This window comes from Candidatus Krumholzibacteriia bacterium (genome assembly GCA_035649275.1).
Lineage (GTDB): Bacteria > Krumholzibacteriota > Krumholzibacteriia.
Map to the genome: position 1 here is coordinate 1 of DASRJW010000013.1, position 22,808 is coordinate 22,808.

A 22,808-nucleotide genomic window follows, 5' to 3' on the forward strand; every position below is an offset into this window, starting at 1 on the left:
GGTCGAGGTGGTCGAGCTTCCGCATGGCGAAAGCCAGGACCTCGGGCCGAGCGGGATGCTTGAGCTTGCGACGGGCATCGGCCTCGATCTGATGCACTCTCTGCTTCGAGATGCCCATGGTGTCGGCGATGGATTGCAGGCTGTGCGGTGCGGCGTCGCCGATGCCGAAGCGCATCTTGATGACCGTCGCTTCCGGTTCGGTGAGGGTCGAGAGACACTCCAGGGCCGCCTGCTCGTAGAAGGCGTGCCGCTGTGAGCCCAAGGACCTCCGAGCTGGACGGCGGGGAGGCCGGTCGGAGAGCGTTCGCAAGAGAAGCGTGAGTAGGTAGTCCTCCAAAGGCAACCCGATCGCTCCTGCCTCGGCCTCGAGCTGTCGCTGCAGCTTGTCCGGCAGGTTTCGAATGCGGAGTTCTCTGCTCATCCCCTCCAGGCTACGCTGGCCCACCTGTCACCACAAGGGAGAGAACCCGCACGCTTCACCGGCTTCACCGGTGCGGCACGAAGCGCGTTCGTTAATCGCTGCGCGTCGGATTACCGCTCGCCGCTCCCGCGGATGAGCGTCGACTTGGCGCGTCCTTGCTTTTGTTCTGAAATGTGAGGCGCCGCCGTCCCGCCCGCGGTCGGCCGCTCGCCCTCGCCCAGGATCTCGATCGTCCCGGCCTTGATGAGCTTCTTCACCCCCGCGTGCTCCACGGCGTTGTCGGCGATCTGCGCCTCCATGCTCGGCCCCAGGTGGAGGACTTTCCCGCGCGGGAGCGGTACCCGGAGGGGCCGGGCCGTCTTGTTGCGTACCGTTTTCACCTCTGACCTCCGAGTCGAATTCGCTCGATCTGACCTTCCGGGCAAGCTACCCCCTCGACCCGTCGAGGGCAAGGGCGCACCGGTGCGCGCGGCGCAGCAGACCGCTGTCTCCTCGCCAACCCCGGGGACCGCCCAACACGGACGGGCGCGGCAGCACTGGAGCGCCTAGAATGGTGCGACCCCGGCTCGAAGCGCCCTCGCGGATGGAGGCTGGATGAAGACGCATCGCCATGGACTGGACCGCCTGCGTCAGATGACGGACGCGGAAAGACGCGTTCTCCTCGCTCGCACTCAGGAGCTCGCTAGCAACTTCCTCGCCGATCTGGCGGCGCGCCACGTGGGCCCCCGCGCTTCCGTCAGTGAAATGCGGCAGCATCTCGCCCGCGCGCTCCCGGAAGAAGGTGACGATCCCGAAGAGATCCTGCGCGCCCTCGCCGGACACGCCGATCGCGGTCACATGGCGAACGCCGGCCCGCGCTTCTTCGGCTTCGTCATCGGTGGCACCCTGCCCGTCGCCATCGGCGCCGATTGGCTGACCAGCACCTGGGACCAGAACCCGGGCCTCTTCGTCCTCTCTCCCCTCGTCTCGGTGCTCGAGGAGGTCACGGGCGGCTGGATCTGCGACCTCCTCGGCTTGCCCGCGGAATCCGGCGTCGGCTTCGTCACCGGCTGCCAGATGGCGCACGTCACCTGCCTCGCCGCCGCACGACACGTGCTGCTTCGCCGCGCCGGTTGGGATGTGGAAGCGAAAGGACTGCATGGCGCCCCGCCGCTGCGCCTCATCGCCGGGGGCGAAGCACACGTGACCCTCTTCCGCGCCCTCCGCCTGCTCGGGCTGGGCACGGAAACAGTGGAGATCGCCGCCGCCGATGCGCAAGGGCGCATGCAACCGGCGGCGCTGGAAGCGCTGCTCGGCATCGGGAGCGGCCCTGCCATCGTCTGCACCCAGGTGGGCAACGTGAACACCGGGGCCTGCGATCCCCTGCCCGAGATCATCGCCATCGCCCGCACCCACGAAGCCTGGGTGCACGTGGACGGCGCCTTCGGCCTCTGGGCAGCAGCCTCGCCCCGTTACCGCTATCTCACCAAGGGCGCCGGCGACGCCGACTCCTGGGCGACGGACGCGCACAAGTGGCTCAACGTGCCGCAAGACTCCGGGTTGGCCATCGTACGCGACAGCGCCGCCCATCACGCCGCCATGACCACCGATGCCTCGTATCTGGTGAAGTCCGCCGGCGCCGAGCGCGATCCGGTGGACTGGGTCCCGGAGTTCTCGCGCCGTGCGCGAAGCGTGCCGGTCTACGCGGCGCTACGGGCACTCGGGCGCACCGGCGTCGCCCAGCTCGTGGACGATTGCTGTGCCCGGGCGCGACAGATGGCTGTGCTCCTGGCGGCAGAGCCCGGCGTCGAAGTCCTGAACGAGGTCGTCCTGAACCAGGTGCTCGTGCGCTTCCATGCTCCGGGGATTTCTCCCGGCGAGCTCACCCGCCGCGTCATCGCCCGGGTGCAGGAAGACGGCACCTGCTGGCTCGGCGGCTCCACCTGGCACGGCGACACGGTCATGCGTCTTTCCTTCGTGAACTGGAGCACCGGGGAAGCGGACGTCGAACGCTCCGCTGCCGCCATCCGCCGCTGTTTCCAAACCGAAGTGTCGGCGGGCGGCACGAACTCCTAGAGACCGCCGCTCTTCCTGTGCTATCGTGCGCTCTCGGATTCACAGCATCACGAGGGAGGCGCACGTGCCCTTGTCTCGACGCCGGTTCTTGAAGGTGGTCGGGGTCACGGCCGGAGCCGTCACGGTGAGCGAGGTCCTCGGACAGCCCTTGTGGATGGTGCAGCGCCTCGAGGCCGCACCCCTCGCTCCCGCCGCGCTCCGTGCACTCGCCGACGCCGCACTCGATCGAGCCCGCAAGCTCGGTTGCTCCTATGCCGACATCCGCATCAATCGCTACCGCAACCAGACGGTGGGGTTGCGCACCAGCCCGGACCGCTCCGCCGGCACCGCCAGCGGCAAGGTGAACCACGTGCCGACCGTGATCGAAACCGAGAGCTTCGGCTTCGGCGTGCGCGTGCTCCACTCGGGCACCTGGGGCTTCGCCGCCAGCCCACGGGTGGAGAAGGACGAGATCGCCCGCATCACTCAGGACGCCGTCACCATCGCCCGGGCCAACGCCGCGCTCACGCAGCGGCCGGTGACCCTCGCCCCGGTGCCGTCCTATCAGGACCGCTATGCCACTCCGTTCGAGAAGAATCCCTTCGACGTTCCTGTCCAGGAGAAGCTCGCGCTCCTGCAAGCAGTGAACGACAGCGCCAAGAAGGTGCAAGGGGTGATGACGGTGAACTCGGGACTCGTCTTCCGCTCGGAAGACAAGTTCTTCGCCTCCACCGAGGGCTCGGTGCTGGAGCAGCTCATCGTGCAGACCGTTCCGAGCATGTCCGCCACCGCCGTCGATTTCGCCACCCGCAAGAGCAAGTCCCGCAGCTTCCAGGTGCACCCGGTGAGCGGGGGCTACGAGCACGTGGACCGCTGCGGCATGCTGCAAGAGGCGGAGCGCGTCGGCAGCGAGGCGGTGGAGCACCTGCGGTCCCCCTCCGTCGCCCCGGGTGTCAAGGATCTCGTCCTCCTGCCCTCGCACCTCTCGCTCACCATCCACGAGAGCGTCGGCCACTCCACCGAGCTCGACCGGGCGCTGGGTTACGAGGCCAACTACGCCGGCACCTCCTTCGTGGCGCCGCCGGAGAAGATGCTCGGCAACTTGCGCTTCGGTTCGGAGCTGGTCAACGTGATCGGCGACCGGACGCTGCCGCAGGGCATGTCCACCGTCGGCTACGATGACGACGGGGTCAAGGCCACCTCCTTCCACATCATCGAAGGCGGCATCTTCAAGGCCTACCAGACCACGCGCGAGCAGGCCCACTGGGTGGGCGAGAAGGAGTCCCGGGGCTGCTGCTACGCCGACAGCTTCGACAGCATCCCCTTCCAGCGCATGCCCAACGTCTGGTTGGAGGCCGGGAAGGACGGCAAGTCGCTCGACGATCTCATCGCCATGGTCGACGACGGCATCCTCATCGACGGGCGCGGCTCGTACTCCATCGACCAGCAGCGCTATAACTTCCAGTTCGGCGGCGACGCTTTCTGGGAGATCAAGAACGGCAAGAAGGGGCGCATGCTGGCCGATGTGGCCTACCAGAGCAAGACCGCGGATTTCTGGAATTCCTGCTCCGCCATCGCCGAGCAGCGCTACTGGGTGAACTTCGGTCTCACCAACGACGGCAAGGGCCAGCCGAGCCAGGTCAATGCCATGAGCCACGGCTGTGCTCCCTCGCTCTTCCGCCAAATCAACGTCTTGCGCACGGAGTAGATCATGCCGCACGAACTGCCGAGCGAGAAGGAGTGCCGGCGCCTGGCGGAACGCGCCTTGGGCTTCGCGACCGCCGAGGACGCCTCGGTCTCCTTCGTCTTCGAACAAGCGTCGAACACCCGCTTCGCCAACAACGAGATCACCACCTCCGGCGCTGGCGACGAGATCACCGTCGTCGTCACCGCCACCAAGGAGACGCGGACTGGCCGGGTCACCATGAACGAGACGAGCGACGAAGCGCTGCAGCGCGCCATGCGCCGCGCCGAGGAACTCGCCGGCTTCCTGCCAGCCGATCCGGAGTACGTCGGCTCGCTGCCGCCGCAGAAGTACCTCGACATCCGCGCCTGGGACGATGCCACTGCCCGCACCGGCGCCGCCGAGCGGCTCCCCGGCGTGCGTGCCGTGGTCGAGCCGGCGTCGAAGGAGAAGATGAACAGCTCCGGCTTCTCCACCGACAGCGCCGTCGTGCGCTGCGTGGCCAACAAGGCCGGCAACTTCGGCTGGTTCCGCTCCACCGTCGCCACCTTCAGCGCCACCGTCCGCACCGCCGACGGCACCGGGTCGGGTTGGGCCGAGCAGTCGGCGTGGCGCGCCAAGGACATGGAGTTCGACGCCGTGGCGGCAAAGGCGTTACGCAAGGCGCGGGAATCGGCGCAGCCGAAGATGCTGGAGCCCGGGGATTACACCGTGATCCTCGAGCCTGCGGCGGTGGCTTCCTTCCTGGGCAGCGTGGGCTTCGGCCTTTCGGCGCGCGCCGCTGAGGAAGGGCGCTCCTTCTTCGCCAAGACAGGCGGTGGCACCCGGCTCGGCGAGAAGCTCTTTCACGACTCCGTGACGCTCCGCAGCGATCCCACCGATCCGCGGCGGCCCGGGCTGCCGTGGGGCGGCGGCGGTTTCGGCGGGGGCGGAGGAGGCGGTGGCTTCGGCGGCGGCGCCGAGGCGGCCCTCGCCACGCAACCCATCGCCTGGATCGAGCGTGGCGTGGTGACGAATCTCTCGTACGATCGCTACTGGGCCAAGAAGAGCGACCGAGAGCCCACGCCTCCGGCGGGAAACCTCGTTCTCGAAGGTGGCGAGGAGACCCTCGAGTCCCTCATCGGCTCCACCGATCGCGGTGTGCTCGTCACCAACTTCTGGTACATCCGCTCGGTGAACCCGCAGACGCTGCAAGCCACCGGGCTCACGCGCGATGGCGTCTGGTGGATCGAGAACGGCAAGATCCAGCACCCGGTGATGAACTTCCGCTTCAACGAGAGTCCCGCGGTGCTGCTGGCGAACGTGCTGGGCATGACCAAAGCCGTGCGGGCGGGGAACATGGTTGCTCCCGCCATCAAGGCCAGCGCCTTCACTTTCTCCAGCCTGAGCGACGCGGTGTAGCGCCACGCCGGGAGGAACTGACGCGTCTCTTCGAGCGGATCGAGCCGGAGCTGCACCGCTTTCCGGCGATCGATCCCCCTACCTTCCGCCGCGCGGTTGTCGAGGCGGTGCGCTCCCGCGGCGCGCCATGAGAGGATCTTCCGCCTCCCCTCGCGTCGCGACTCTCGCGGCCTCGGCGTAGAGCGCCGCCGCCCGGGTGGCGTCCACCTTCGGGTCGAGCCAGGTCTCCTTGGGCACGTCGAGCCAGCCGTGGTTGAGGCGAGGGCGCGCCAAGCGGTGCACGTTCAGGAGATGCCGCACCGTGATGTTGTCCGTGTCGAGATTTCCCGCCCCGGTGCCGCAAGCGAGGGTGAGCGACGGGGGCAAGGCGTTGAAGATGCCACCGATGGCTCCCTCCGTGGCTGGCTGGTTGACCACGATGCGCCCGGCATTCATCTGCCTGAAATCCGCGATCACCGCTTCGTCTTTCGTATGCACGGCCACCGTGTGACCCACGCCCCCGAGCCGGGTCACCGCCGCGCAGGTGTCGAGCGCCGCCGCGTAGTCCGGAACCACATAAATCGCCAGCACCGGCGCCAGGATCTCGTGCGACAGCGGGTGTTCGGCGCCGATGCCCTCGGGGGCAGCGACGAGGAGCCGCTTCCCCGGCGAGAGTGTGAATCCGGCACGCTGCGCGATGTCCGCCGCGGAACGCCCGACGATCTCCGGGCGCATGCTGCGGCGTTCACCGTCGTAGCACACCGGCCCCAGGGCGCGCATCTCGGCCGGGCTGCAGAAGTACGCACCCCGCGCCTCCAGGCGCGGCCGCAAGCGCGCCTCCACCTCCCGCTCCACGACCAGCGCCTGCTCGCTCGCACAGACCACACCGTTGTCGAAGGTCTTCGAATGCACGATGCACCGCGCCGCGAGCGCGAGATCCGCCGAGGCATGCACGTACACCGGCACGTTGCCCGGACCCACGCCGAGCGTCGGCGTCCCGGAGGCCTGGGCCCGCTGCACAATCTCCCGCGTGCCCGTGGCCACGATGAGCGCCAGCCGACGGTGGCGCATGATGCGCTCCAGGTACTCCGACTCCGCCTTCTGGTACAGCTGCACCGAATCCTCCGGCGCGCCGGCCGCGACCGCCGCCTCGGCCAGAATCTCCACGGTGCGGCGGATGCACTTCCGCGCCGCCCGGTGCGGGCTCAGGATGACGGGGTTGCGCGTCTTGACGCAGAGCAGCACCTTGAAGATCGCCGTCGAAGTGGGGTTCGTGAGCGGGATCATGGCCAGAACGGGACCTTTGGGATGGGCGATCTCGGTGATCCCGGTGAGCGGATCGTCGCTGACCACGCCTACGGTCTTGCGGTCCTTGAGGTCGTCGTACACCACCAGACAGGCCCAGGCGTTCTTGATCGCCTTGTGCTCGTAGAGCCCCATGCCGGTCTCTTCGTGCGCCAGGCGGGCCAGCTCCAGGCGCGCGTCGTAGGCGGCGGTGAACACGGCCTGCACGATGCGATCGACCTTCTCCTGGGTGCAGGAGCGAAACGCTTCGGCGGCGCGCGCGGCGCGCCCCACGATCTCGTCGGCGTATGCGTCGTAGCGATCCACGCCGCTCCTCGTGCCGGGGAGAGCGGGCACGGCGGCAGCCTCGCCGCGGACCCGGTGCAGGCGGAAATCCCAGGCTAGCACGGCGTTCCGTGCCGGGCAACGTCTTGTGAGCACAGCGCCCGGATGCTACTCTCGCGTCTCGCACGGTGGGTTCCATTGCAACGCTGGAGAACGAGCGGCGCCACCTCGTCCCGCGGGGGTCGGGCGGTTGCCGCCGGCGACGACGGCGCTGCACCGAACCGATGAAGTTCCGCCGGCTGTCGGGGCGCTGGGAATCACGAGAACGGAGTGGCCATGGATGATCTGCACAAGACGATCCTGGACTACGTGCGCCGGGAGTACCTGGACGAGGACAGCGACGAGGAGATCGACGTGGAGTCGCCGCTCCTGTCGAGCGGCATCGTCGACTCTTTTTCCATGGTGTCGCTGAAGTCCTTCCTGGAGCGGAAGTACAAGATCTCCATCCCCGACGCCCGCGCCACCTCGGAAGCCTTCGATTCCGTCGACGAGATCGCCAAGCTGGTGCAGGAGATGCAGAAAGGCTAGGGAGGGCGGCCATGGTGATGAATGCGGCCATCCGGGCGGCGCTGCGCGGCGAGCTCGACTCCATCCGCGCTGCCGGTCTCCTCAAGGAGGAGCGCACCATCCACTCCCCCCAAGGGGCGTGGATCGAGGTGGAGTACCCCGAGGGGGCAGAGACCAAGCGGGTCATCAACATGTGCGCCAACAACTACCTGGGCTTGTCGAGCCACCCCGAGGTGGTGGCGGCAGCCCACGACGGCCTGCGCTCCCACGGTTACGGCATGTCGTCGGTGCGCTTCATCTGCGGTACCCAGGACATCCATCGCGCCCTGGAACACAAGCTCACCGAGTTCTTGGGGACGGAGGATACGATTCTCTTTCCCTCCTGCATGGACGCCAATGCCGGGGTCTTCGAGGCGGTGCTGGGGGCGGAAGACGTGATGATCGCCGACCGGCTCGTGCACGCTTCCATTGTCGACGGCATCCGCCTGTGCAAGGCGCAGCAGGACACCTACAAGCACTCCGACATGGGACACCTGGAAGAAAAGCTGCAGCTGCATCAGGACAAGCGCATGCGCATGATCATCACCGACGGCGTCTTCTCCATGGATGGAGACATCGCCGCCTTGGACGAAATCTGCTCACTGGCGGAAAAGTACGATGCTCTGGTGTTCGTGGACGACTCGCACGCCACCGGCTTCATGGGTTCTCACGGCCGCGGCACCCACGAGCACTGCGGCGTGCTCGGGCGCATCGACGTCATCACCACCACCCTCGGCAAGGCGCTCGGGGGGGCCTCCGGCGGCTGCGTCAGCGGACGCAGCGAGATCGTCCAGCTCTGCCGGCAGCGGGCCCGGCCGTACCTTTTCTCCAACACCATGCCGCCCGTCATCGTCAGCGCCGCGCTCAAAGTGCTCGACCTGGTCTCGGTCACCACCGAACGGCGGGACAAGCTCGAACGCAACACGCGATTCTGGCGCCAGGGCCTCGTCGACGCCGGCTTCGACCTCCGGCCCGGCGACAGCCCCATCGTCCCGGTCATGCTCTACAACGCCAAGCTGGCCGCCGACGTGGCGCGTGATCTCTTCGCCGAGGGGGTTTACGCCGTCGGCTTTTCCTTCCCGGTGGTTCCCAAGGGACAGGCGCGCATTCGCACCCAACTTTCCGCCGCCCACGACATGGAACACTTGGAGTTCGCCCTTCAGGCTTTCCGGAAGGTGGGCGCCGCCCACGGCGTCCTCGGTCTCGGAAAGAAGGAGATCCTGGAAAAATTCGGCGCCTGAAACACCGATTGCGCCTTTTTCCCCAGGGAATCCGCCGTCCGGCGACGCAGCGGCTGCGCACACCGGCCTCCGACATCCTTCTTGCATGCACTGCCGTTGACGTTCTGTCCCGCGCTTGCTACCGTTCCCATTGACCGCATCGGAAACAGGTCCCTCCGGCTTGCGCCCCCGCAATTCCGGCGGATGTGCGGCATCCACCGGCCTGCGCCCGGGCCCGGGCTTCGCGATCGGCACCGCGCCCCGATCCCAGCTTCGAACGGAGGGAAGCAATGAAACATTTGCTCCAGATTGGTGTCGTGGCCTTGGCGCTCGTCGTCGGTGCCGGCAACGCCGCCGCGCAACTCAGCGTCCAGCTCTCTTTCGACCGCGCCGTCGCCCATCCAGGGGATACGGTCACCCTATCCGGTTCGGTGTCGAACACGCACGACCTGGCGGTCTTCGCCTACATGTCGGCCACCGTGTTCCTGAACGGAGCGCCCCTGAACTCCTTCAGCGGCCGCGTTCCCCTCGAGCCGGGCGAGAGCATTTCCAGCAGCCTGTCCTTCGACGTTCCGTCGCTTCTACCCGGCGGCAGCCTCATGATCGAGCTGCGCGGCCGGGCTTGTGACGGCAGCACCATTGCGAGCACGTCGATCGTGCTCGAGAGATCCGTGGTCGCCTCGGGCGACGCGGCGCTGCGCAGCCTCGGTAAGGATCTCTTGCGTGGTTTCGGCCTCGAAGTGACGCCCACAGCGGTGAAGACTTCCACCATGGGCAACATCAAGAGTCTGTACCGCTAGCGTCGGGTCGAGTCGAGGGAAAGCGCACACTCCTCGCGGTCCTTCGCACGCAGGCGGGGACGGACAGAATTCGTGCTTGCTGGGGCGCCGTGGCACACGTGCTGCGGCGCCCCACTGCTTGCGGCCGGCACGGCCCCACACTGCACCTCCCTCCTCTGCACCTCCCTCCTGACACCCGAACCCTCTCGACGCGCAGCGGCGGAAGCGCTAGCTTTCGCGCCAGCAGCGGAAGCGCTAGCTTTCGCCGCAGCGGCTGGCAGGAATCCGGCCGCCCGGGCTTGGCGCGAAGGAGGTCCCGATGGTCCCCGTGATGAGTCTCTGGCTCCCGATCCTCATTTCGACCGTGCTCGTCTTCTTCGCCAGTTCCTTCCTGCACATGGTCCTCCCCTGGCACCGCAAGGACTTCGGCAAGCTCCCGGACGAAGACGCGGTGACCGAGGCGCTGCGAAAGAGCGGCGTCGGGCGTGGCGAGTACATGTTCCCCTGCCCGAGCTCGCCGGCCACGATGCGCTCCCCCGAAATGCTGGAGAAATACAAGCGCGGCCCGATCGGCATCCTGACCATCCTGCCGGCGGGAGCGCCGAAGATGGGCAAGTCGCTCGCGAAGTGGTTCCTTTACATCCTGGTTGCGGGGATCTTCGTCGCCTATTTGGCAGGGCGGACGCTGGCCCCGGAGACGGAATACCGCGTCGTCTTCCGCTTCGCGAGCACGATGGCCTTCGTCATCTACGCCGGCGCTCTGTGGCAGGGAGTCGTCTGGCTGGGGCGTTCCTGGAAGACGGTGCTGCGCAGCACCATCGACGCCCTCGTCTACAGCCTGCTCATCGCCGGCGCCTTCGGCGGTTTCTGGCCGCGCCCCTAGGCCGCGTATTTTTCCAGGATCCCCTGCACCACCCGGCGCGACAGGCTGTGATACGTCGGGCTGGCGGCCGCGAAGATCTCCGCCGCCAGCACGCGGGTGCGCGGGTGCCTGCCGAGCGCCGTGTACAGCGGGCGCAAGTACTTCATGCGCCCCACTCGGGTCAGGACCTCGCGCAAGCGGTCGAACACCGGCGCGTGATCCGAGCCGGCGGCGATGGTCAGCCATTCGACGAGGATCTCGTAGTTGCCCCGCTGGGTGAGGCCGAGCTTGGCGTCCAGCCAGTCACAGGAAGCGGCGTCGAGCTGCCGCGGTAGGTTCTGAAGGTAGACGACCAGCTCGCTCGGGTTCCAGCCGGCGACCTGCTCCGGCGACGGGCGCGCTCCCTGCCCCCACTTCCCGGCGAGCTGCACCAGCGCGTCCAGCGAGGCCGAGCGGAACACCGGCGAGTTCGCCGGCAAGCCCGGCGCGTAGAGCCAGGTCTTCGCATCCACCTTCGCCGCAGTTCCGGGCAGCTTCGACTCCAGGAAGTCGACGAATTCCTCCGTGGTGATGGAGGTGAAGCGGTAGCGCGCCATGTAGTCGCGCATGAAGCGGTCGAAGCTGCTGCGCCCGACGGTATTCTCGATCAGTGCCAAAAAGCGTGAACCCTTCTCGTACGGAACGGTGGAGAACACGTCGTCCGGATCCACGCCTTCGAGCTCGGTGCGCAGGCGCGTGAGCGCCGACTCCGCGCCGAAGCGCTGCATCGATTCGTCCAACGCGTTCTGCCCGATGGCCCAGCCGAGGACGGCGTCGTCGACGCCGTGCAGCGCCTCGCGGATCCGCCGTTCCGCCCACACCGTGGCGCCCTCGTTGAGCCAGAAGTGCTCCGCTGTGGCGTTGGTGACCAGGTTTCCCGTCCAGGAGTGAGCCAGTTCGTGCGCCACCACGTCCACCAGCGAGCGGTCACCGGCGAGCAGCGTCGGAGTGAGGAAGGTCATGCGCGGGTTCTCCATGCCGCCGTACGGGAACGAGGGCGGCAGCACCAGCATGTCGTAGCGCTCCCATTCGTAGGGCCCGAAGAGCGACTCGGCCTTGACGATCATCGACTCGATCTCGGCGAACTCCCAGGCCGCGGCCTTCACCACTCCCGGCTCGGCCCAGACGCGCGAGCGTGGCGAGAGATCGCGGGAGTCGAGGTCGCCGACCGCAAGCGCCAGCAGATACGGCGGGATGGGCTGGGGCATCTCGAAGAGGAAGGTGTGCGTACCCGGCTGCGGCCCCGGCCGCACCCCGGCTGGCCCTGCCGACATCACCGCAGCGAGCGGCTCCGGGATGGTGATCGCGGCGCGATAGGCGACGCGCACGACCGGCGTGTCCTGGCAGGGCACCATGCTCCGGGCATGGATGGCCTGACACTGGCTGAAGAGGAATGGATGCCGCTTGCCGTCGGTCTGTGTCGGCGCCAGCCATTGCAGCGCCACCGCACCTGGCGAGGTGGTGTAAGCGATGCTCACCTCGCGCGTCCCGGGAGGGAGTTGCAACCGCAGCCTCTCTCCGAGGATCTCCTTGTCTTCCCCCACCTCGAAGGGCACGATCCCGCCATCCTGGGTGCGCACGCTGTGGATGACCAGGGCCTTGCTGTCCAGATCGAACGTTCCTCCCGAGGGGCGCTCGAGCTCCAGGACCACACGGCCGTCGAGAACTTGCCGGTCGAAATCGACGCGCAGTTCGAGTTGCCAGCGCTTCGTGCGCGGCTGGGCGTCGTCGTAATAGGAATGCGGATCCACACGTGCCAAGGCTCGCCTCCCGCGTTCACGCCATGAGCGGACAGTATAGACTGCCACCTCGCCGCCGTCTCGCTCCCGCCCGGCGCCGGCCCGCCACGCGTGGCCCGCCCGTCACGCGGCGCCGGCCCGCCACGCGTCGCCTGCCCGGGTGCCGCGCCGGCCAGCTCGTCAACGGAACAATGCTTTGATTCCCGACCAAGTACGCGCTTCGAGGCTGGTGATTGCGTGCACGATCTGGCCACCCTCCTCGCCCTGCGGATAGACGTTGGTGCAGACGAGGAGATACCAGCGCTCCTGCCGCAAGTCGCGCATCTGGTCGTGTGTGAGTCCAGAGAGCAGGACGTGCCGGGTCCGCCCCAGGTCGTAAAGCACCGGCCCGATCTCGCCGTTCCGGGCCGGTCCGCAGATGCGCAACGAGGTCAACGTGCCACGCAGGCTGCCGAAGTCGATGAAGCCCGAGAAGGTTGTCGTAGGCAGGTCGAGGAGGAGGTCACCGCTGCCGGCCGCGGGTGAGTCCGTCGGCGGCACCATGAAATGCCCCGCGATCGAGAAGACGAAGCGTTCGCTCTCGGCGCCGGCGGGAACGGCGGCGAGCATCGCCCCCGCCAGGAGCCACGCAACGGCACGGGAGAAGCGCTCGCCCGCCCGTGTCACGACCCGCCTCCTGCATTCGAGCCGAGGAAGCCAAGGGACATCTCACTTCGAAGCGGCCCGAGTATAGCCCCTCGCCGGTGGACTCAGGTAGGTCCATGCGCCCCCTCCACCCGCTTCTTGACGCACCCACGCTCCTCCACCCACATTGCCCTCCATGACGGATCCGTCCCAGGTGCAACCCGCCGCCCAGCCCCACGTGCTCTTCGTCTGCGTCGAGAACTCCTGCCGGTCGCAGATCGCCGAGGGCTTCGCCCGGGCCCTCGCAGGCACCCGGGTCGCGGTGCACAGTGCCGGTTCCCGCCCCTCGGGCCGGGTACACCCGGGCGCCCTCAGGTTCATGGCCGAGAAAGGCATCGACCTGTCGAGCCACGCATCGAAGGGTCTCACGGACCTTCCGAGAGGCGTCGTCTGGGACTACGTCGTCACCATGGGCTGCGGCGACGAGTGCCCCTACTTGCCGGCCCGGCAGCGGCTGGACTGGGACCTGCCCGACCCGAAGGACATGGGTGACACCGAGTTTCGCGCCGTGCGCGACCGCATCGAACAGCTGGTCCGGGAGCTCCTCGAGAGCGCAGGCGCTGCCTAGGCCGGCACCACCGCCCCCGGCTTCTCGGCGGCGCTCGCTGGTGCGAACGAGAGCGGGAAGGTAAGATCGTCCCACACGCCGGCCCCCCTCCCGGTGCGTGCCGAGGGCGCGTCGGCCATGGGAGGCGAAACATGCCCGACGAAAAGCCCGCCGACCCCGGCGCGTCCCTGGCGCGACGCGATTTCCTCAAGCTCACCACCGCCGCCACCGCGGGCTTCCTCGCCCAAGGCATGCTCGGCGCACGCGCCGGCTCCATGCCCGAACTCCCAACCAATCCCGTCACCGCGGCGAACCTGCCGACGCGCAACCTGGGACGCACGGGCTACCAGGTGGGTCTATTCAGCCTCGGCGGTCAGGCCGCCATCGAACAGTCCGACAACGACGAGGTCGCCGTGGCCATCGTCGAGCGCGCTCTCGATTTGGGGGTCAACTACATCGACACCGCGGCTGCGTACGGCAGCGGTGTGAGCCAGCGCACCATCGGCCAGGTCATGAAGCGCCGCCGTCGCGAGGCCTTCCTGGCCACGAAGACAGGGCGACGCACCCGCGACGAGGCGCTCGCCCAGCTCGAGGAGTCCCTGCGCTCGCTCCAGACCGACCACATCGATCTCTGGCAAGTGCACAACCTGTCGCGGCTCGAACAGGTGGAGCAGATCTTCGCTCCTGGCGGCGCCATCGAGGCCTTCGTGCAAGCGCGGGAGCAGAAGCTCGTCCGCTTCCTCGGCGTCACCGGTCACGCCGATCCGGAAGTGCTGATGGAAGCGATCCGCCGCTTCCCCTTCGACAACATCCTGATGGCGCTGAACGCGGCGGACAAGCACCACTTGAGCTTCATGGAGCAGCTGCTGCCGCTGGCGTTGGAGAAGCAAATGGGGATCGTCGGCATGAAAGTCCCAGCGCGCGGCCGCATCCTGTCGTCATGGAAGCCTGCCGCCGACACCGGTTCCTCCCGGGAAGACGGTACCGGCGCCGGAGTCCTCAGTATGCGCGAAGCGGTGCACTACGTGCTCTCGCTTCCCGTGAGCACGATCATCATCGGCTGTGATTCCGTGGCTCAGCTCGAGGAAAACGTGCAACACGCCAAGGAATTCACCCCACTCAACGACACGCAGATGGCCGGCCTGGCGGAACGCACGGCTTCGATCCATCGCCAGGCGCTCTTCTTCCGTCGCTGGCCATGAGCGGCGAAGCGCCGGTACCGGCACTGGTGCCGGCCAGCGACCACTCTGTTCTCGTGCGCTTCGGCGACGAGATCGCGCTCGAAGCGCATCGACAGGTCCTGCGCCTGACAACGGCGCTCCTCGAGCAACCAGCGCCGTTCATCCGCAACCTGCATCCGGCGTATGCCTCTGTCCTGGTTTCCTTCGACCCGAGGGCGGCCTCGCCTGCCGCAGTGCAGGATTATCTCGCGAAGCTGTTGCAGGAGTTGCCGGAGGTGGAGTTGCCACCGTCACGCACGGTGGAGATTCCAGTCTGCTACGAGCCGCCATTCGCGCCCGACCTGGAAGAGGTCGCATCGCTCCATGGTCTCTCCGCCGCCGAGGTGATCGCGCTCCACACGCAGGCCGAGTACCGCGTCTACTTCCTCGGCTTTTCTCCCGGTTTCCCCTACATGGGTGGGCTGCCGGCGCAGCTGGTGACACCCCGCCTGGCCACGCCGCGCACTCGAGTGCCTGCGGGCAGCGTCGCCATCGGCGGCGCGCAGACCGGTGTTTATCCCCTCGCCTCGCCCGGTGGCTGGCGTCTCATCGGGAGGACGCCGCTGCCTCTCTTTCGCCCCGAAGCCTCGCCGCCGGCGCTCCTGCAGATGGGAGATCTGGTGCGCTTCGTCAGCGTGAGTAGGGAGGCATACGAGGCCTTCGCAGGCGAGAGCGGCATCGATGGGCAGAAGGACGATCTTCTGCGATGAACGCCGCCAACGACATGAACGAAGCGACAGTCCTCGTCGAGAAGCCGGGTTTCCTTTCGACGCTCCAGGATCTCGGCCGTCCTGGACTCGCGCATCAGGGCATCTCGGCCTCGGGTGCAGCGGATGCGCTGGCGCTCCGGCTCGGCAACCTCCTCCTCGGCAACGAGGAGAACGCCCCCGCCCTCGAGATGACGCTCGTCGGCGGAACGTTCATTTTCGGCGGCGACAGCATGGTGGTTCTCGCAGGGGCTGACTTCGGCGCAGTGCTGGACAGCGCCCCTCTCCTGCCGTGGCGAGCCACGGTGGTGCGACGCGGCGGCTCCATCGTCCTCGGTGCCGCTCGCGGCGGCGCGCGCGGCTATCTTTGCGTGCGCGGCGGCTTCGCTGTGCCGCCCGTCCTCGGCAGCGCTTCCACTCACGTCCTGACCGGACTCGGCGGCCTGGGCCGGCCGCTTCGCGCCGGGGATCGGCTGCGCTTGCAAAATACCGACCCTCCTCTCTCTCCTCTCAACCTGCGTTGGCTCGAAGCACGTCGGCTCGACCCGCGTTGGCTCGAGGAACAGTACGGCCTGCGCCCGCTTCGCCTCACACCCGGTCCGCAGCTGGACTGGTTCGCCCAGTCCGCACGAGAGAAGCTCGGCGAATCCGACTACGAAGTACTGGAGCAGTCGAACCGCATGGGTCTCCGGCTCGCAGGGCCGCAGCTCGAACGTTCCAAACCTGGAGATCTGCTCACCGAAGGCGTTTCTCTCGGTGCCATCCAGGTGCCCGAGAACGGCCAGCCCATCATCCTCTTCGTCGAGCATCAGACGACCGGGGGTTACCCGAAGATCGCCAACGTCTGCAGCGTGGACATGCACCGCCTGGGGCAGCTCCGGCCACGAGACCGCGTGCGCTTCGGCTGGGTCGAGGTGAAGGAGGCTCACCGCCTCTTCACGAAGCGCGAAGCAGTTCTCACCCACCTGCGCCTGGAGCGAAGGGCATGATTTCCTGGCGACGCGAGATCACACCGCTGCAGTGGAAGGCACTCGCCGCCGCCTGGCTCGGCTGGATGCTGGACGGCATGGACATCATGCTCTACGCCTTCGCGCTGAGCAGCATTCGCCAAGAGTTCGGCCTCGACTCGGCGCAGGCCGGTGCGCTCGCCTCGGTGACGCTGGTGGCCTCCGCCTTCGGCGGCATCCTTTTCGGTGTCCTCGCCGACCGCATCGGCCGCGCCCGCGCCCTGATCTTTTCCATCCTCACCTACTCCGTGTTCACCGCCGCCATGGCCACTTCTCGGAGCCTCGCCCATCTCGTGCTTTGGCGCGCGCTCGTGGGTTTCGGCCTCGGTGGCGAATGGTCCGCCGGTTCCGTCCTCGTCTCCGAAACCTGGCCGGCGCGGCATCGCGGTAAAGCCATCGGCTTCATGCAATCCGGGTGGGCGATCGGCTACATCCTCGCCGCTCTCGGCGCGGCCCTCGTCCTCCCTCGTTACGGCTGGCGGATGCTCTTCCTCCTCGGCATCCTCCCCGCGCTCTGGACGCTCTGGATCCGCCGTCACGTGCCGGAGCCCGAGATCTGGATGCAGCACCGCCGCGACGCTGAATCCGCCGGGCGCGCTGCCCAGGTCGCCCTCGCGCCCGCAACAGCCGCCACCTCGCCGACCGCAGCACGCGCTGCGCTCCCGTCCGCCCCCGTTTCCATCCTCGAGATCCTGCGCCCACCCCTGCTCGGGCGCACTCTGGTCGCCACGCTCATCGGTTCGTGCGTGCTCTTCGCGTACTGGGGCCTGTTCACCTGGATCCCGACCTTCCTCGCTTCGCCCGTCGAGCGCGGCGGGGCGGGACTCGGGCTCGTGCGCTCCACCGGCTGGATCGTGCCCATGCAGATCGGCGCCTTCTGCGGCTACACCCTCTTCGGCTTCGGCGCCGACCGGTTCGGCCGGCGGCCCATGTTCATTGGCTTCCTCGTCGGCGCCGCGGTGATCGTGCCGGTCTATTGCTTGCTCGGGCGCAGCGAAGCAGCCTTACTGCTCCTCGGACCGCTGGTGGGCTTCTTCGGTCATGGGTATTTCAGCGTCTTCGGCTCCATGCTGGCCGAGCTCTTCCCCACCCGCATCCGCGCCACGGCCCAGGGTTTGGCGTACAATTCCGGGCGCGCGGTGAGCGCGCTCGCTCCTTACAGCATCGGCGCCCTGGCGGACGCTCACGGCCTGGGGCCGGCCCTGGCCTCGACCTCGGCCTTCTTCCTCCTCGGAGCTGGGCTCGTCCTTCTCCTTCCCGAAACGCGGGGAATGGACTTGGACAGCGAAAGGAGACTCGAGGGAAGCGGCGTGCCGGCGGTCGTGCCCGCGGCGCCTCCGCAGACCCCGGCGAGTTCCTGAGGAGTCGACGCAGATGGAACGCTGGATCGACATCAATGCCGATGTCGGGGAAGTCCCCGAAGCCCTCGCCGATGGCTCGGAAGAAAAGCTCATCGCCTGCATCACCTCGGCGAACATCGCCTGCGGCGGCCACGCCGGCACGCCCGAGACGATGGCGGCCGTGATGGCTCTCGCCGACCGTTACGGCGTCTGCATCGGCGCTCACCCGGGCTACCCCGATCCCGCCCATTTCGGTCGGGAGGAAATGGAGCTAACCTCCGGAGAGATCGAGGACACCGTCGCTCAGCAGGTGCGGGCATTGCTCGACATCGCGGCGCGGCACGGGTACTCGGTGCGGCACGTCAAGCCGCACGGCGCCTTGTACAACGTCGCGGTGCGCGAGCCTCGGGTGGCGCGAGCGATCGCGACCGGCCTCTCGACGTGGCGCGACGAGTTGCTGCTCGTGGGACTCGCCGGATCGGCCATGCTGCGGCTCTGGCAGGAGGAGGGCTTCCGCGTCGCCGCCGAAGCCTTTGCCGACCGCCGCTACGAGCCCGACGGCACGCTGCGCGCCCGCCGGCATGCGGACGCGCTGATCCTGGACCCAGACGCGGCCGCGGCTCAAGCGGTGGAGATCGCCATCAACCGGAGGGTGATGTCCGTTTCCGGGAGCCCGGTTCCCGTCGAGGCCCAGACCCTCTGCGTCCATGGCGACACGCCGAACGCCCCAGCCATCGCGGCGGCGGTCCGTCGCGAGCTCGAGGGGCGCGGCTTCCAACTCCGCGCCGCGGGCTGAGCCAAACGCCAGGGTTGTGCCGGGTAGCGCCGCTTGCTACGCTGCGCGGCACTCGCGGCCGACGGCCCTGACAACGGGTGGTCTCGTGCTCTTCCTCTCTTCCCAACCTGCATCGCAACGTCGCTCTGAGATCCCGCCTACACCGAAACAGCCGCCCACCGCCGCCGTGCGCTGGAGCGTCCTGGTGATGGTGAGCATCGCCATGTTCGGGAACTACTACGCTTACGATGCCGTGGCGCCTCTGGCCGACCATTTGCAACGGCACCTGGGCTTCACGGACACGCAGATCGGCACGCTGAATGCGATCTACAGCTTCCCGAACATCATCATGGTGCTCATCGGCGGCATCCTAGTCGACCGCTTCGGCACGCGTCGCGCCACCCTTTACTTCACCTTCGTCTGCGTCCTCGGCGCCGCCATCACCGCCTCGTCCTCGCACTTCACGGTCATGGCGGCGGGCCGGCTCATTTTCGGCCTCGGCGCCGAATCCATGATCGTGGCGATCACGACTGCCCTCGGCCAGTGGTTCGTCGGCAGCCAGCTCGGCTTCGCCTTCGGCATCAACCTGAGCATCGCCCGCGCCGGCTCCCTCGCCGCCGATCTCTCGCCCACCTGGGCCAAGACGTTCTACGACGCAGGCTGGCAGCAGCCTCTCCTGCTCGCGGTGGCTTTGTGTACGGTGGGGCTCCTCGGCAGCATCGGCTACTTCGTCCTGGAATCCCGCGCCGAACGCCGCTTCAAGCTCGAGCGCCCGGCCGCCGCCGAGCGTTTCGTCTGGCGCGATCTCTGGCGCTTCGATCGTTCCTACTGGTACGTCACCGGGCTCTGTGTGACCTTCTACTCCGTCATCTTTCCCTTCCGCAGCACCTTCGCAATCAAGTATTTCCAGCACGCCCACGGCTTGTCGCTGCAGGAGGCCGGCCAGATGAACGGCTACGTGTTCGCGGCGGCGATCTTCGCCACGCCGGCCTTCGGCCTGCTCGTCGATCGCGTCGGCCGCCGGGCGCTGTTCATGGTCTTTGGTTCGCTGCTCCTCTTCACCATCTTCCCGATCCTGGCCTATACGAATTGGAACCTGTGGATCTCCACGGCTCTCATCGGCATTTCCTTCTCCCTCGTCCCTGCCGTTCTCTGGCCCTCGGTGCCACACCTGGTCGAGGCGAACCGACTCGGCACCGGCTACGGTCTCATGACCATGCTGCAGAACATCGGCCTCATGACCTTCAACCTGGTGGTGGGGGCTCTCAACGACTCGCGTCATGCCGGCGCCGACAATCCCCAGGGCTACATGCCCATGCTCTGGCTCTTCGGCCTCCTGAGCCTCTTCGGGGTCCTTTTCGCTATCGCCTTACGCACCCGCGAGACCGGCCCACATGGCCACCATCTCGAATCCTCCCGCGCCGTGCGCATAGCAGCCACGGGCTCTTGAGCGCTGCTTCATCGCGCTGATAGCATCTGCCTCGAATCGAGAAGGTGAGCGCATGGCTCGGATCATCGGCATCGCCGGCAGTCTGCGCAAGGCGTCGTACAACGCTGCCCTCCTTCGTGCGGCCATCGAACTCGCACCCGTGACGGTGGAGATCGAGACGGCGAGCATCGCCGGAATCCCGCTTTACGATGGTGATCTGGAGAGGGAGCAGGGCATCCCGGACCGCGTCGCATCACTGAAGGAAAAGGTCGCAACCTCCGACGGCCTCCTCCTTGTCACACCCGAGTACAACACCTCGATCCCGGGAGTCTTCAAGAACGCCATCGACTGGCTCTCGCGCCCTGCCGCCGACATCACCCGAGTCTTCGGCGACAAGCCTGTGGCGATCCTGGGGACAACGCCAGGGATGGGTGGCACGCGGTTCGCGCAAACAGCGTGGCTTCAGGTCCTGCGCACCCTGGGCACCCGCACCTGGTCCGGCAAGCAGCTCTACATCGCCGGGGCAGCCAAGGTCTTCGATGCCGAGGGCAGGCTCGTGGACGAGAGGATCCGCGCCGCCCTCTCGGATTTCATGGCCGGCTTCGCGCGGTTCGTGACCGGGGAATGACTCTGCCGAACGAGCGCATCGAGAACACGGAGATCCTCGACTATGGCTGCGGTGACGAGCCAGGGGACGAATCGCCGGGATCGCAGGTCTCCTGGGTCTTCACCGAGCAGGATGGCAAGACCACTCTCACCTGCACGGCTCTCTATCCGTCCAAGGAGGTCCGCGATTCCGTCATCGCCTCCGGCATGGAGGAGGGCATCGCTGCGAACCACGACCGGCTCGACGAGGCCGGGAACCGTGATCAGTGGCGGCATGCACGCACATGCCTATATGGAGGGGGTGCCCAGGAGTGGTGGCTCCACGCACGCCACTGCCTCCATCGAGATGGCGATCGAGGTCGCCGATCAGCTTATCCTGGGGACATCCACGAACTACCGCGACGTCTACGAGATCGAGTTCAGCCCCGGCTTCTTCGCGTTGGATCCTGTGGCTGTGCAAGGTTCGACGTGGAGCACGGTGAAGTCACTGTACCGAGGCGTGGATCAATAGTCGAAGCCAACGCCTGGGCACCACGCCGTCATCCAGTGCCGCATGTGGCTCCTGTGGATGGCTCGGAGGAATTGTCGGATCGAATCGTACAGAATGCCCAGCAGGAAACGCCCACTGCACATCAACTTGGAAGATGGCTCCTCGGGCAGGACTCGAACCTGCAACCTAGTGGTTAACAGCCACCCGCTCTGCCGATTGAGCTACCGAGGAGCAAGATCGGCCAGCACCTGCGCACTGCAAGCGTCGCATTTTCCCAGGGTCGCCAGACCCTGTCAAGCGCGCCCGCCGGCTTCCCGGGGCCCCGTGGCTCCACATCCAGCGTGCGAGATAACGTATTCTCGATCGTGGACCGCTGGAACTCCATGAAGGCGGTGACATGAAGGAGAGGTCGAGCATGGCAGACACCCGTTTCGAGCTCGGCCACGTCCGACGAGTCGGTTTCTTGGCCGACAGCCACAGCCGCAAGGCGGACGGCAGTGACCTGCCCCAACAGGCACTCGAAGCCTTTGTCGGCGTCGACCTCATCGTCCACCTTGGAGACATCGGCCAGAAGGGCATTCTCGGCCGCCTTGCTGCGGTTGCGCCAGTGCTGGTCCCGGCGGGCGACGGCAAGGGCTGGATCCCCGTCGGGCGACAAGACGTGGGGCCCCTGAAGGTGATCGAGGCGGCCGGCCTGAGCGTTGGCCTCACCTTCAACCTCACAAAGCCGGACAAGGCGATCGTGGTGGAGGACGCCGGGCTCCAGTTCACCAAGCCCGTACCCGATCTGATGAAAAGGCGGTTCGGCCGGCTGGTGGATGCCGTCGCATTCGGTGGGACGCATCGACAGCGGACCGAGGAGCACGAGGGCGTCGTCTTTTTCGACCCCGGTAGCCCGACGCTTCCTTCGGACAAGCAGGGAGTGGACGACCTGGGCAGCGTCTCCGTGCTCGACTTGAGGGAAGGCCAGGTGAAAGTCCAGCAGGTGAGATTGAGAAGTGCTTGATCCACTCGATGCGCTATTCGAAGTTACCGGCGTAGAACGAATAGAAAACCGCCAGCTCCGCCGTGGCATGACTCCGGGTGATACCGTCGTCGGTCCGCTGACCGAGCCAGCGTCCCTGGAAACGCAGTACGACGGGACGCGCCACGGTCCACTCCACACCGCCGCCGGCGCTCCAGCTCGGATCGGTTTCCCGCGTGCCACCGTCAGGGGAAGAGAGCGCGAGCGACGCGAGTCCGCCGCTGGCGCGCAGGAACGGGGCCCAGCGTCCCGAGCCCAGAGGCCACCGGGCCACCACGCCGACGCCGCAATCCACGAGCGTGTACGCGGCTCCGGGCTCGCGGCCTTGTCCCTCCAGAATCGCATTCAGCGAATCCGACTCGCCGAGGAACGAGAAGCCCACCTCGGCATCCAGTCCAAGCCACCGCGTGATCTCGTAACCCGCCTGGAGCCCGAGACGGAACTGCGAGCCGAAGGATTCGCCGGGTCGCTCGGGATGCGGCAGGTCCACATCGATGGCACCAAACTCGAGCCCGACGAGCACGAGCCGGCGAGCGGCACTCGCACCTACTCCGGACAACTCTGGTGCGGGCGTTTCGGTCTGTGCGTATGACCAATGCGGCAAGCTGCCGAGAAGAATGGCAACCAATGCTGCTGTCGAGATCGC

The 22,808-nt window shown here is 67.3% G+C and carries 23 protein-coding genes and 1 tRNA gene; 17 read left to right on the top strand and 7 right to left on the bottom strand.

The window, feature by feature from the left end; genetic code table 11:
* Together VFE28_01035 and VFE28_01040 are read right to left on the bottom strand one after the other, a co-directional pair.
* Positions 1-421: sigma factor-like helix-turn-helix DNA-binding protein (locus tag VFE28_01035; GenBank protein ID HZM14558.1), on the bottom strand; the 421-nt coding region annotated here is incomplete at its 3' end.
* Positions 422-531: 110 nt separating this feature from the next.
* On the bottom strand, positions 532-801 hold the full coding sequence (locus VFE28_01040; GenBank protein HZM14559.1) for a hypothetical protein: 270 nt from the start codon (positions 799-801) through the stop codon (positions 532-534).
* 214 nt (positions 802-1,015) lie between these two features.
* Between VFE28_01040 and VFE28_01045 the strand changes: the two genes are divergently transcribed.
* The 3 genes from VFE28_01045 to VFE28_01055 all read left to right on the top strand — a co-directional run bounded on the left by VFE28_01045 (position 1,016) and on the right by VFE28_01055 (position 5,540).
* Positions 1,016-2,476, top strand: a complete 1,461-nt coding sequence (locus VFE28_01045; protein HZM14560.1) for an aminotransferase class V-fold PLP-dependent enzyme — start codon at positions 1,016-1,018, stop codon at positions 2,474-2,476.
* Between the two features lie 64 nt (positions 2,477-2,540).
* Entirely contained in the window at positions 2,541-4,163 is a 1,623-nt protein-coding gene (locus VFE28_01050; GenBank protein HZM14561.1) for a TldD/PmbA family protein, read from the top strand.
* A 3-nt stretch (positions 4,164-4,166) separates the two neighbouring features.
* Positions 4,167-5,540 (top strand): TldD/PmbA family protein, encoded by a 1,374-nt coding sequence (locus VFE28_01055; GenBank protein ID HZM14562.1) that lies wholly within the window; start codon positions 4,167-4,169, stop codon positions 5,538-5,540.
* Positions 5,541-5,618: 78 nt separating this feature from the next.
* On the opposite strand, the gene VFE28_01060 is transcribed toward VFE28_01055, so the two are convergent.
* Positions 5,619-7,211 (bottom strand): aldehyde dehydrogenase family protein, encoded by a 1,593-nt coding sequence (locus VFE28_01060; protein HZM14563.1) that lies wholly within the window; start codon positions 7,209-7,211, stop codon positions 5,619-5,621.
* 213 nt (positions 7,212-7,424) lie between these two features.
* Here VFE28_01060 and VFE28_01065 point away from each other — a divergent pair, with 213 nt between their 5' ends.
* The 4 genes from VFE28_01065 to VFE28_01080 all read left to right on the top strand — a co-directional run bounded on the left by VFE28_01065 (position 7,425) and on the right by VFE28_01080 (position 10,576).
* A complete protein-coding gene (locus VFE28_01065; GenBank protein ID HZM14564.1) occupies positions 7,425-7,676 on the top strand; it encodes an acyl carrier protein in 252 nt (83 codons plus the stop codon).
* A gap of 17 nt (positions 7,677-7,693) precedes the next feature.
* Entirely contained in the window at positions 7,694-8,935 is a 1,242-nt protein-coding gene (gene kbl / locus VFE28_01070) for a glycine C-acetyltransferase (protein ID HZM14565.1), read from the top strand.
* Between the two features lie 269 nt (positions 8,936-9,204).
* Positions 9,205-9,714 carry a hypothetical protein gene (locus tag VFE28_01075; GenBank protein ID HZM14566.1) on the top strand — a complete coding sequence of 170 codons (510 nt, stop codon included), beginning with the start codon at positions 9,205-9,207 and terminating at the stop codon, positions 9,712-9,714.
* A gap of 298 nt (positions 9,715-10,012) precedes the next feature.
* Positions 10,013-10,576, top strand: coding sequence for a hypothetical protein (locus VFE28_01080; protein ID HZM14567.1), 564 nt, complete (start codon positions 10,013-10,015; stop codon positions 10,574-10,576).
* Here the strand turns inward: VFE28_01080 and VFE28_01085 are convergent.
* Complete coding sequence (locus tag VFE28_01085) at positions 10,573-12,345, bottom strand: M1 family metallopeptidase (GenBank protein ID HZM14568.1); 1,773 nt, start codon at positions 12,343-12,345, stop codon at positions 10,573-10,575. The genes VFE28_01080 and VFE28_01085 overlap by 4 nt on opposite strands.
* Before the next feature lie 168 nt (positions 12,346-12,513).
* Positions 12,514-12,999, bottom strand: a complete 486-nt coding sequence (locus tag VFE28_01090; protein HZM14569.1) for a CHRD domain-containing protein — start codon at positions 12,997-12,999, stop codon at positions 12,514-12,516.
* A gap of 154 nt (positions 13,000-13,153) precedes the next feature.
* Between VFE28_01090 and VFE28_01095 the strand changes: the two genes are divergently transcribed.
* From VFE28_01095 to VFE28_01135, 9 genes are all read left to right on the top strand, one after another.
* Positions 13,154-13,585 carry an arsenate reductase ArsC gene (locus VFE28_01095; protein ID HZM14570.1) on the top strand — a complete coding sequence of 144 codons (432 nt, stop codon included), beginning with the start codon at positions 13,154-13,156 and terminating at the stop codon, positions 13,583-13,585.
* A gap of 131 nt (positions 13,586-13,716) precedes the next feature.
* Entirely contained in the window at positions 13,717-14,766 is a 1,050-nt protein-coding gene (locus VFE28_01100) for an aldo/keto reductase (protein HZM14571.1), read from the top strand.
* Positions 14,763-15,494 (top strand): 5-oxoprolinase subunit PxpB, encoded by a 732-nt coding sequence (gene pxpB, locus VFE28_01105; GenBank protein ID HZM14572.1) that lies wholly within the window; start codon positions 14,763-14,765, stop codon positions 15,492-15,494. Before VFE28_01100 ends, pxpB begins: the two co-directional genes overlap by 4 nt.
* Positions 15,491-16,480 (top strand): biotin-dependent carboxyltransferase family protein, encoded by a 990-nt coding sequence (locus VFE28_01110; GenBank protein HZM14573.1) that lies wholly within the window; start codon positions 15,491-15,493, stop codon positions 16,478-16,480. Before pxpB ends, VFE28_01110 begins: the two co-directional genes overlap by 4 nt.
* Entirely contained in the window at positions 16,477-17,859 is a 1,383-nt protein-coding gene (locus VFE28_01115) for an MFS transporter (GenBank protein ID HZM14574.1), read from the top strand. The genes VFE28_01110 and VFE28_01115 overlap by 4 nt, the downstream gene beginning before the upstream one ends.
* Positions 17,860-17,872: 13 nt before the next feature.
* Positions 17,873-18,634 carry a 5-oxoprolinase subunit PxpA gene (locus VFE28_01120; GenBank protein HZM14575.1) on the top strand — a complete coding sequence of 254 codons (762 nt, stop codon included), beginning with the start codon at positions 17,873-17,875 and terminating at the stop codon, positions 18,632-18,634.
* A 187-nt stretch (positions 18,635-18,821) separates the two neighbouring features.
* Entirely contained in the window at positions 18,822-20,063 is a 1,242-nt protein-coding gene (locus tag VFE28_01125) for an MFS transporter (GenBank protein HZM14576.1), read from the top strand.
* 52 nt (positions 20,064-20,115) lie between these two features.
* Positions 20,116-20,670, top strand: coding sequence for an NADPH-dependent FMN reductase (locus tag VFE28_01130; GenBank protein HZM14577.1), 555 nt, complete (start codon positions 20,116-20,118; stop codon positions 20,668-20,670).
* Positions 20,671-20,949: 279 nt separating this feature from the next.
* Positions 20,950-21,159, top strand: coding sequence for a hypothetical protein (locus tag VFE28_01135; protein ID HZM14578.1), 210 nt, complete (start codon positions 20,950-20,952; stop codon positions 21,157-21,159).
* A 134-nt stretch (positions 21,160-21,293) separates the two neighbouring features.
* Here the strand turns inward: VFE28_01135 and VFE28_01140 are convergent.
* Positions 21,294-21,369, bottom strand: a tRNA-Asn gene (locus VFE28_01140).
* Between the two features lie 184 nt (positions 21,370-21,553).
* Between VFE28_01140 and VFE28_01145 the strand changes: the two genes are divergently transcribed.
* Entirely contained in the window at positions 21,554-22,144 is a 591-nt protein-coding gene (locus VFE28_01145; GenBank protein ID HZM14579.1) for a metallophosphoesterase family protein, read from the top strand.
* Positions 22,145-22,157: 13 nt separating this feature from the next.
* Here the strand turns inward: VFE28_01145 and VFE28_01150 are convergent, their stop codons facing one another.
* Positions 22,158-22,685 (bottom strand): outer membrane beta-barrel protein, encoded by a 528-nt coding sequence (locus tag VFE28_01150; protein ID HZM14580.1) that lies wholly within the window; start codon positions 22,683-22,685, stop codon positions 22,158-22,160.
* Positions 22,686-22,808: the final 123 nt, after the last annotated feature.

Excerpts from the sequence above, each read along its gene's own strand:
- VFE28_01045 (HZM14560.1), top strand. The coding sequence starts at position 1,016 with ATGAAGACGCATCGCCATGGACTGGACCGCCTGCGTCAGATGACGGAC.
- VFE28_01055 (HZM14562.1), top strand. The coding sequence starts at position 4,167 with ATGCCGCACGAACTGCCGAGCGAGAAGGAGTGCCGGCGCCTGGCGGAA.
- VFE28_01065 (HZM14564.1), top strand. The coding sequence starts at position 7,425 with ATGGATGATCTGCACAAGACGATCCTGGACTACGTGCGCCGGGAGTAC.
- kbl (HZM14565.1), top strand. The coding sequence starts at position 7,694 with ATGAATGCGGCCATCCGGGCGGCGCTGCGCGGCGAGCTCGACTCCATC.
- VFE28_01075 (HZM14566.1), top strand. The coding sequence starts at position 9,205 with ATGAAACATTTGCTCCAGATTGGTGTCGTGGCCTTGGCGCTCGTCGTC.
- VFE28_01080 (HZM14567.1), top strand. The coding sequence starts at position 10,013 with ATGGTCCCCGTGATGAGTCTCTGGCTCCCGATCCTCATTTCGACCGTG.
- VFE28_01095 (HZM14570.1), top strand. The coding sequence starts at position 13,154 with ATGACGGATCCGTCCCAGGTGCAACCCGCCGCCCAGCCCCACGTGCTC.
- VFE28_01100 (HZM14571.1), top strand. The coding sequence starts at position 13,717 with ATGCCCGACGAAAAGCCCGCCGACCCCGGCGCGTCCCTGGCGCGACGC.
- pxpB (HZM14572.1), top strand. The coding sequence starts at position 14,763 with ATGAGCGGCGAAGCGCCGGTACCGGCACTGGTGCCGGCCAGCGACCAC.
- VFE28_01110 (HZM14573.1), top strand. The coding sequence starts at position 15,491 with ATGAACGCCGCCAACGACATGAACGAAGCGACAGTCCTCGTCGAGAAG.
- VFE28_01115 (HZM14574.1), top strand. The coding sequence starts at position 16,477 with ATGATTTCCTGGCGACGCGAGATCACACCGCTGCAGTGGAAGGCACTC.
- VFE28_01120 (HZM14575.1), top strand. The coding sequence starts at position 17,873 with ATGGAACGCTGGATCGACATCAATGCCGATGTCGGGGAAGTCCCCGAA.
- VFE28_01125 (HZM14576.1), top strand. The coding sequence starts at position 18,822 with ATGGTGAGCATCGCCATGTTCGGGAACTACTACGCTTACGATGCCGTG.
- VFE28_01130 (HZM14577.1), top strand. The coding sequence starts at position 20,116 with ATGGCTCGGATCATCGGCATCGCCGGCAGTCTGCGCAAGGCGTCGTAC.
- VFE28_01145 (HZM14579.1), top strand. The coding sequence starts at position 21,554 with ATGGCAGACACCCGTTTCGAGCTCGGCCACGTCCGACGAGTCGGTTTC.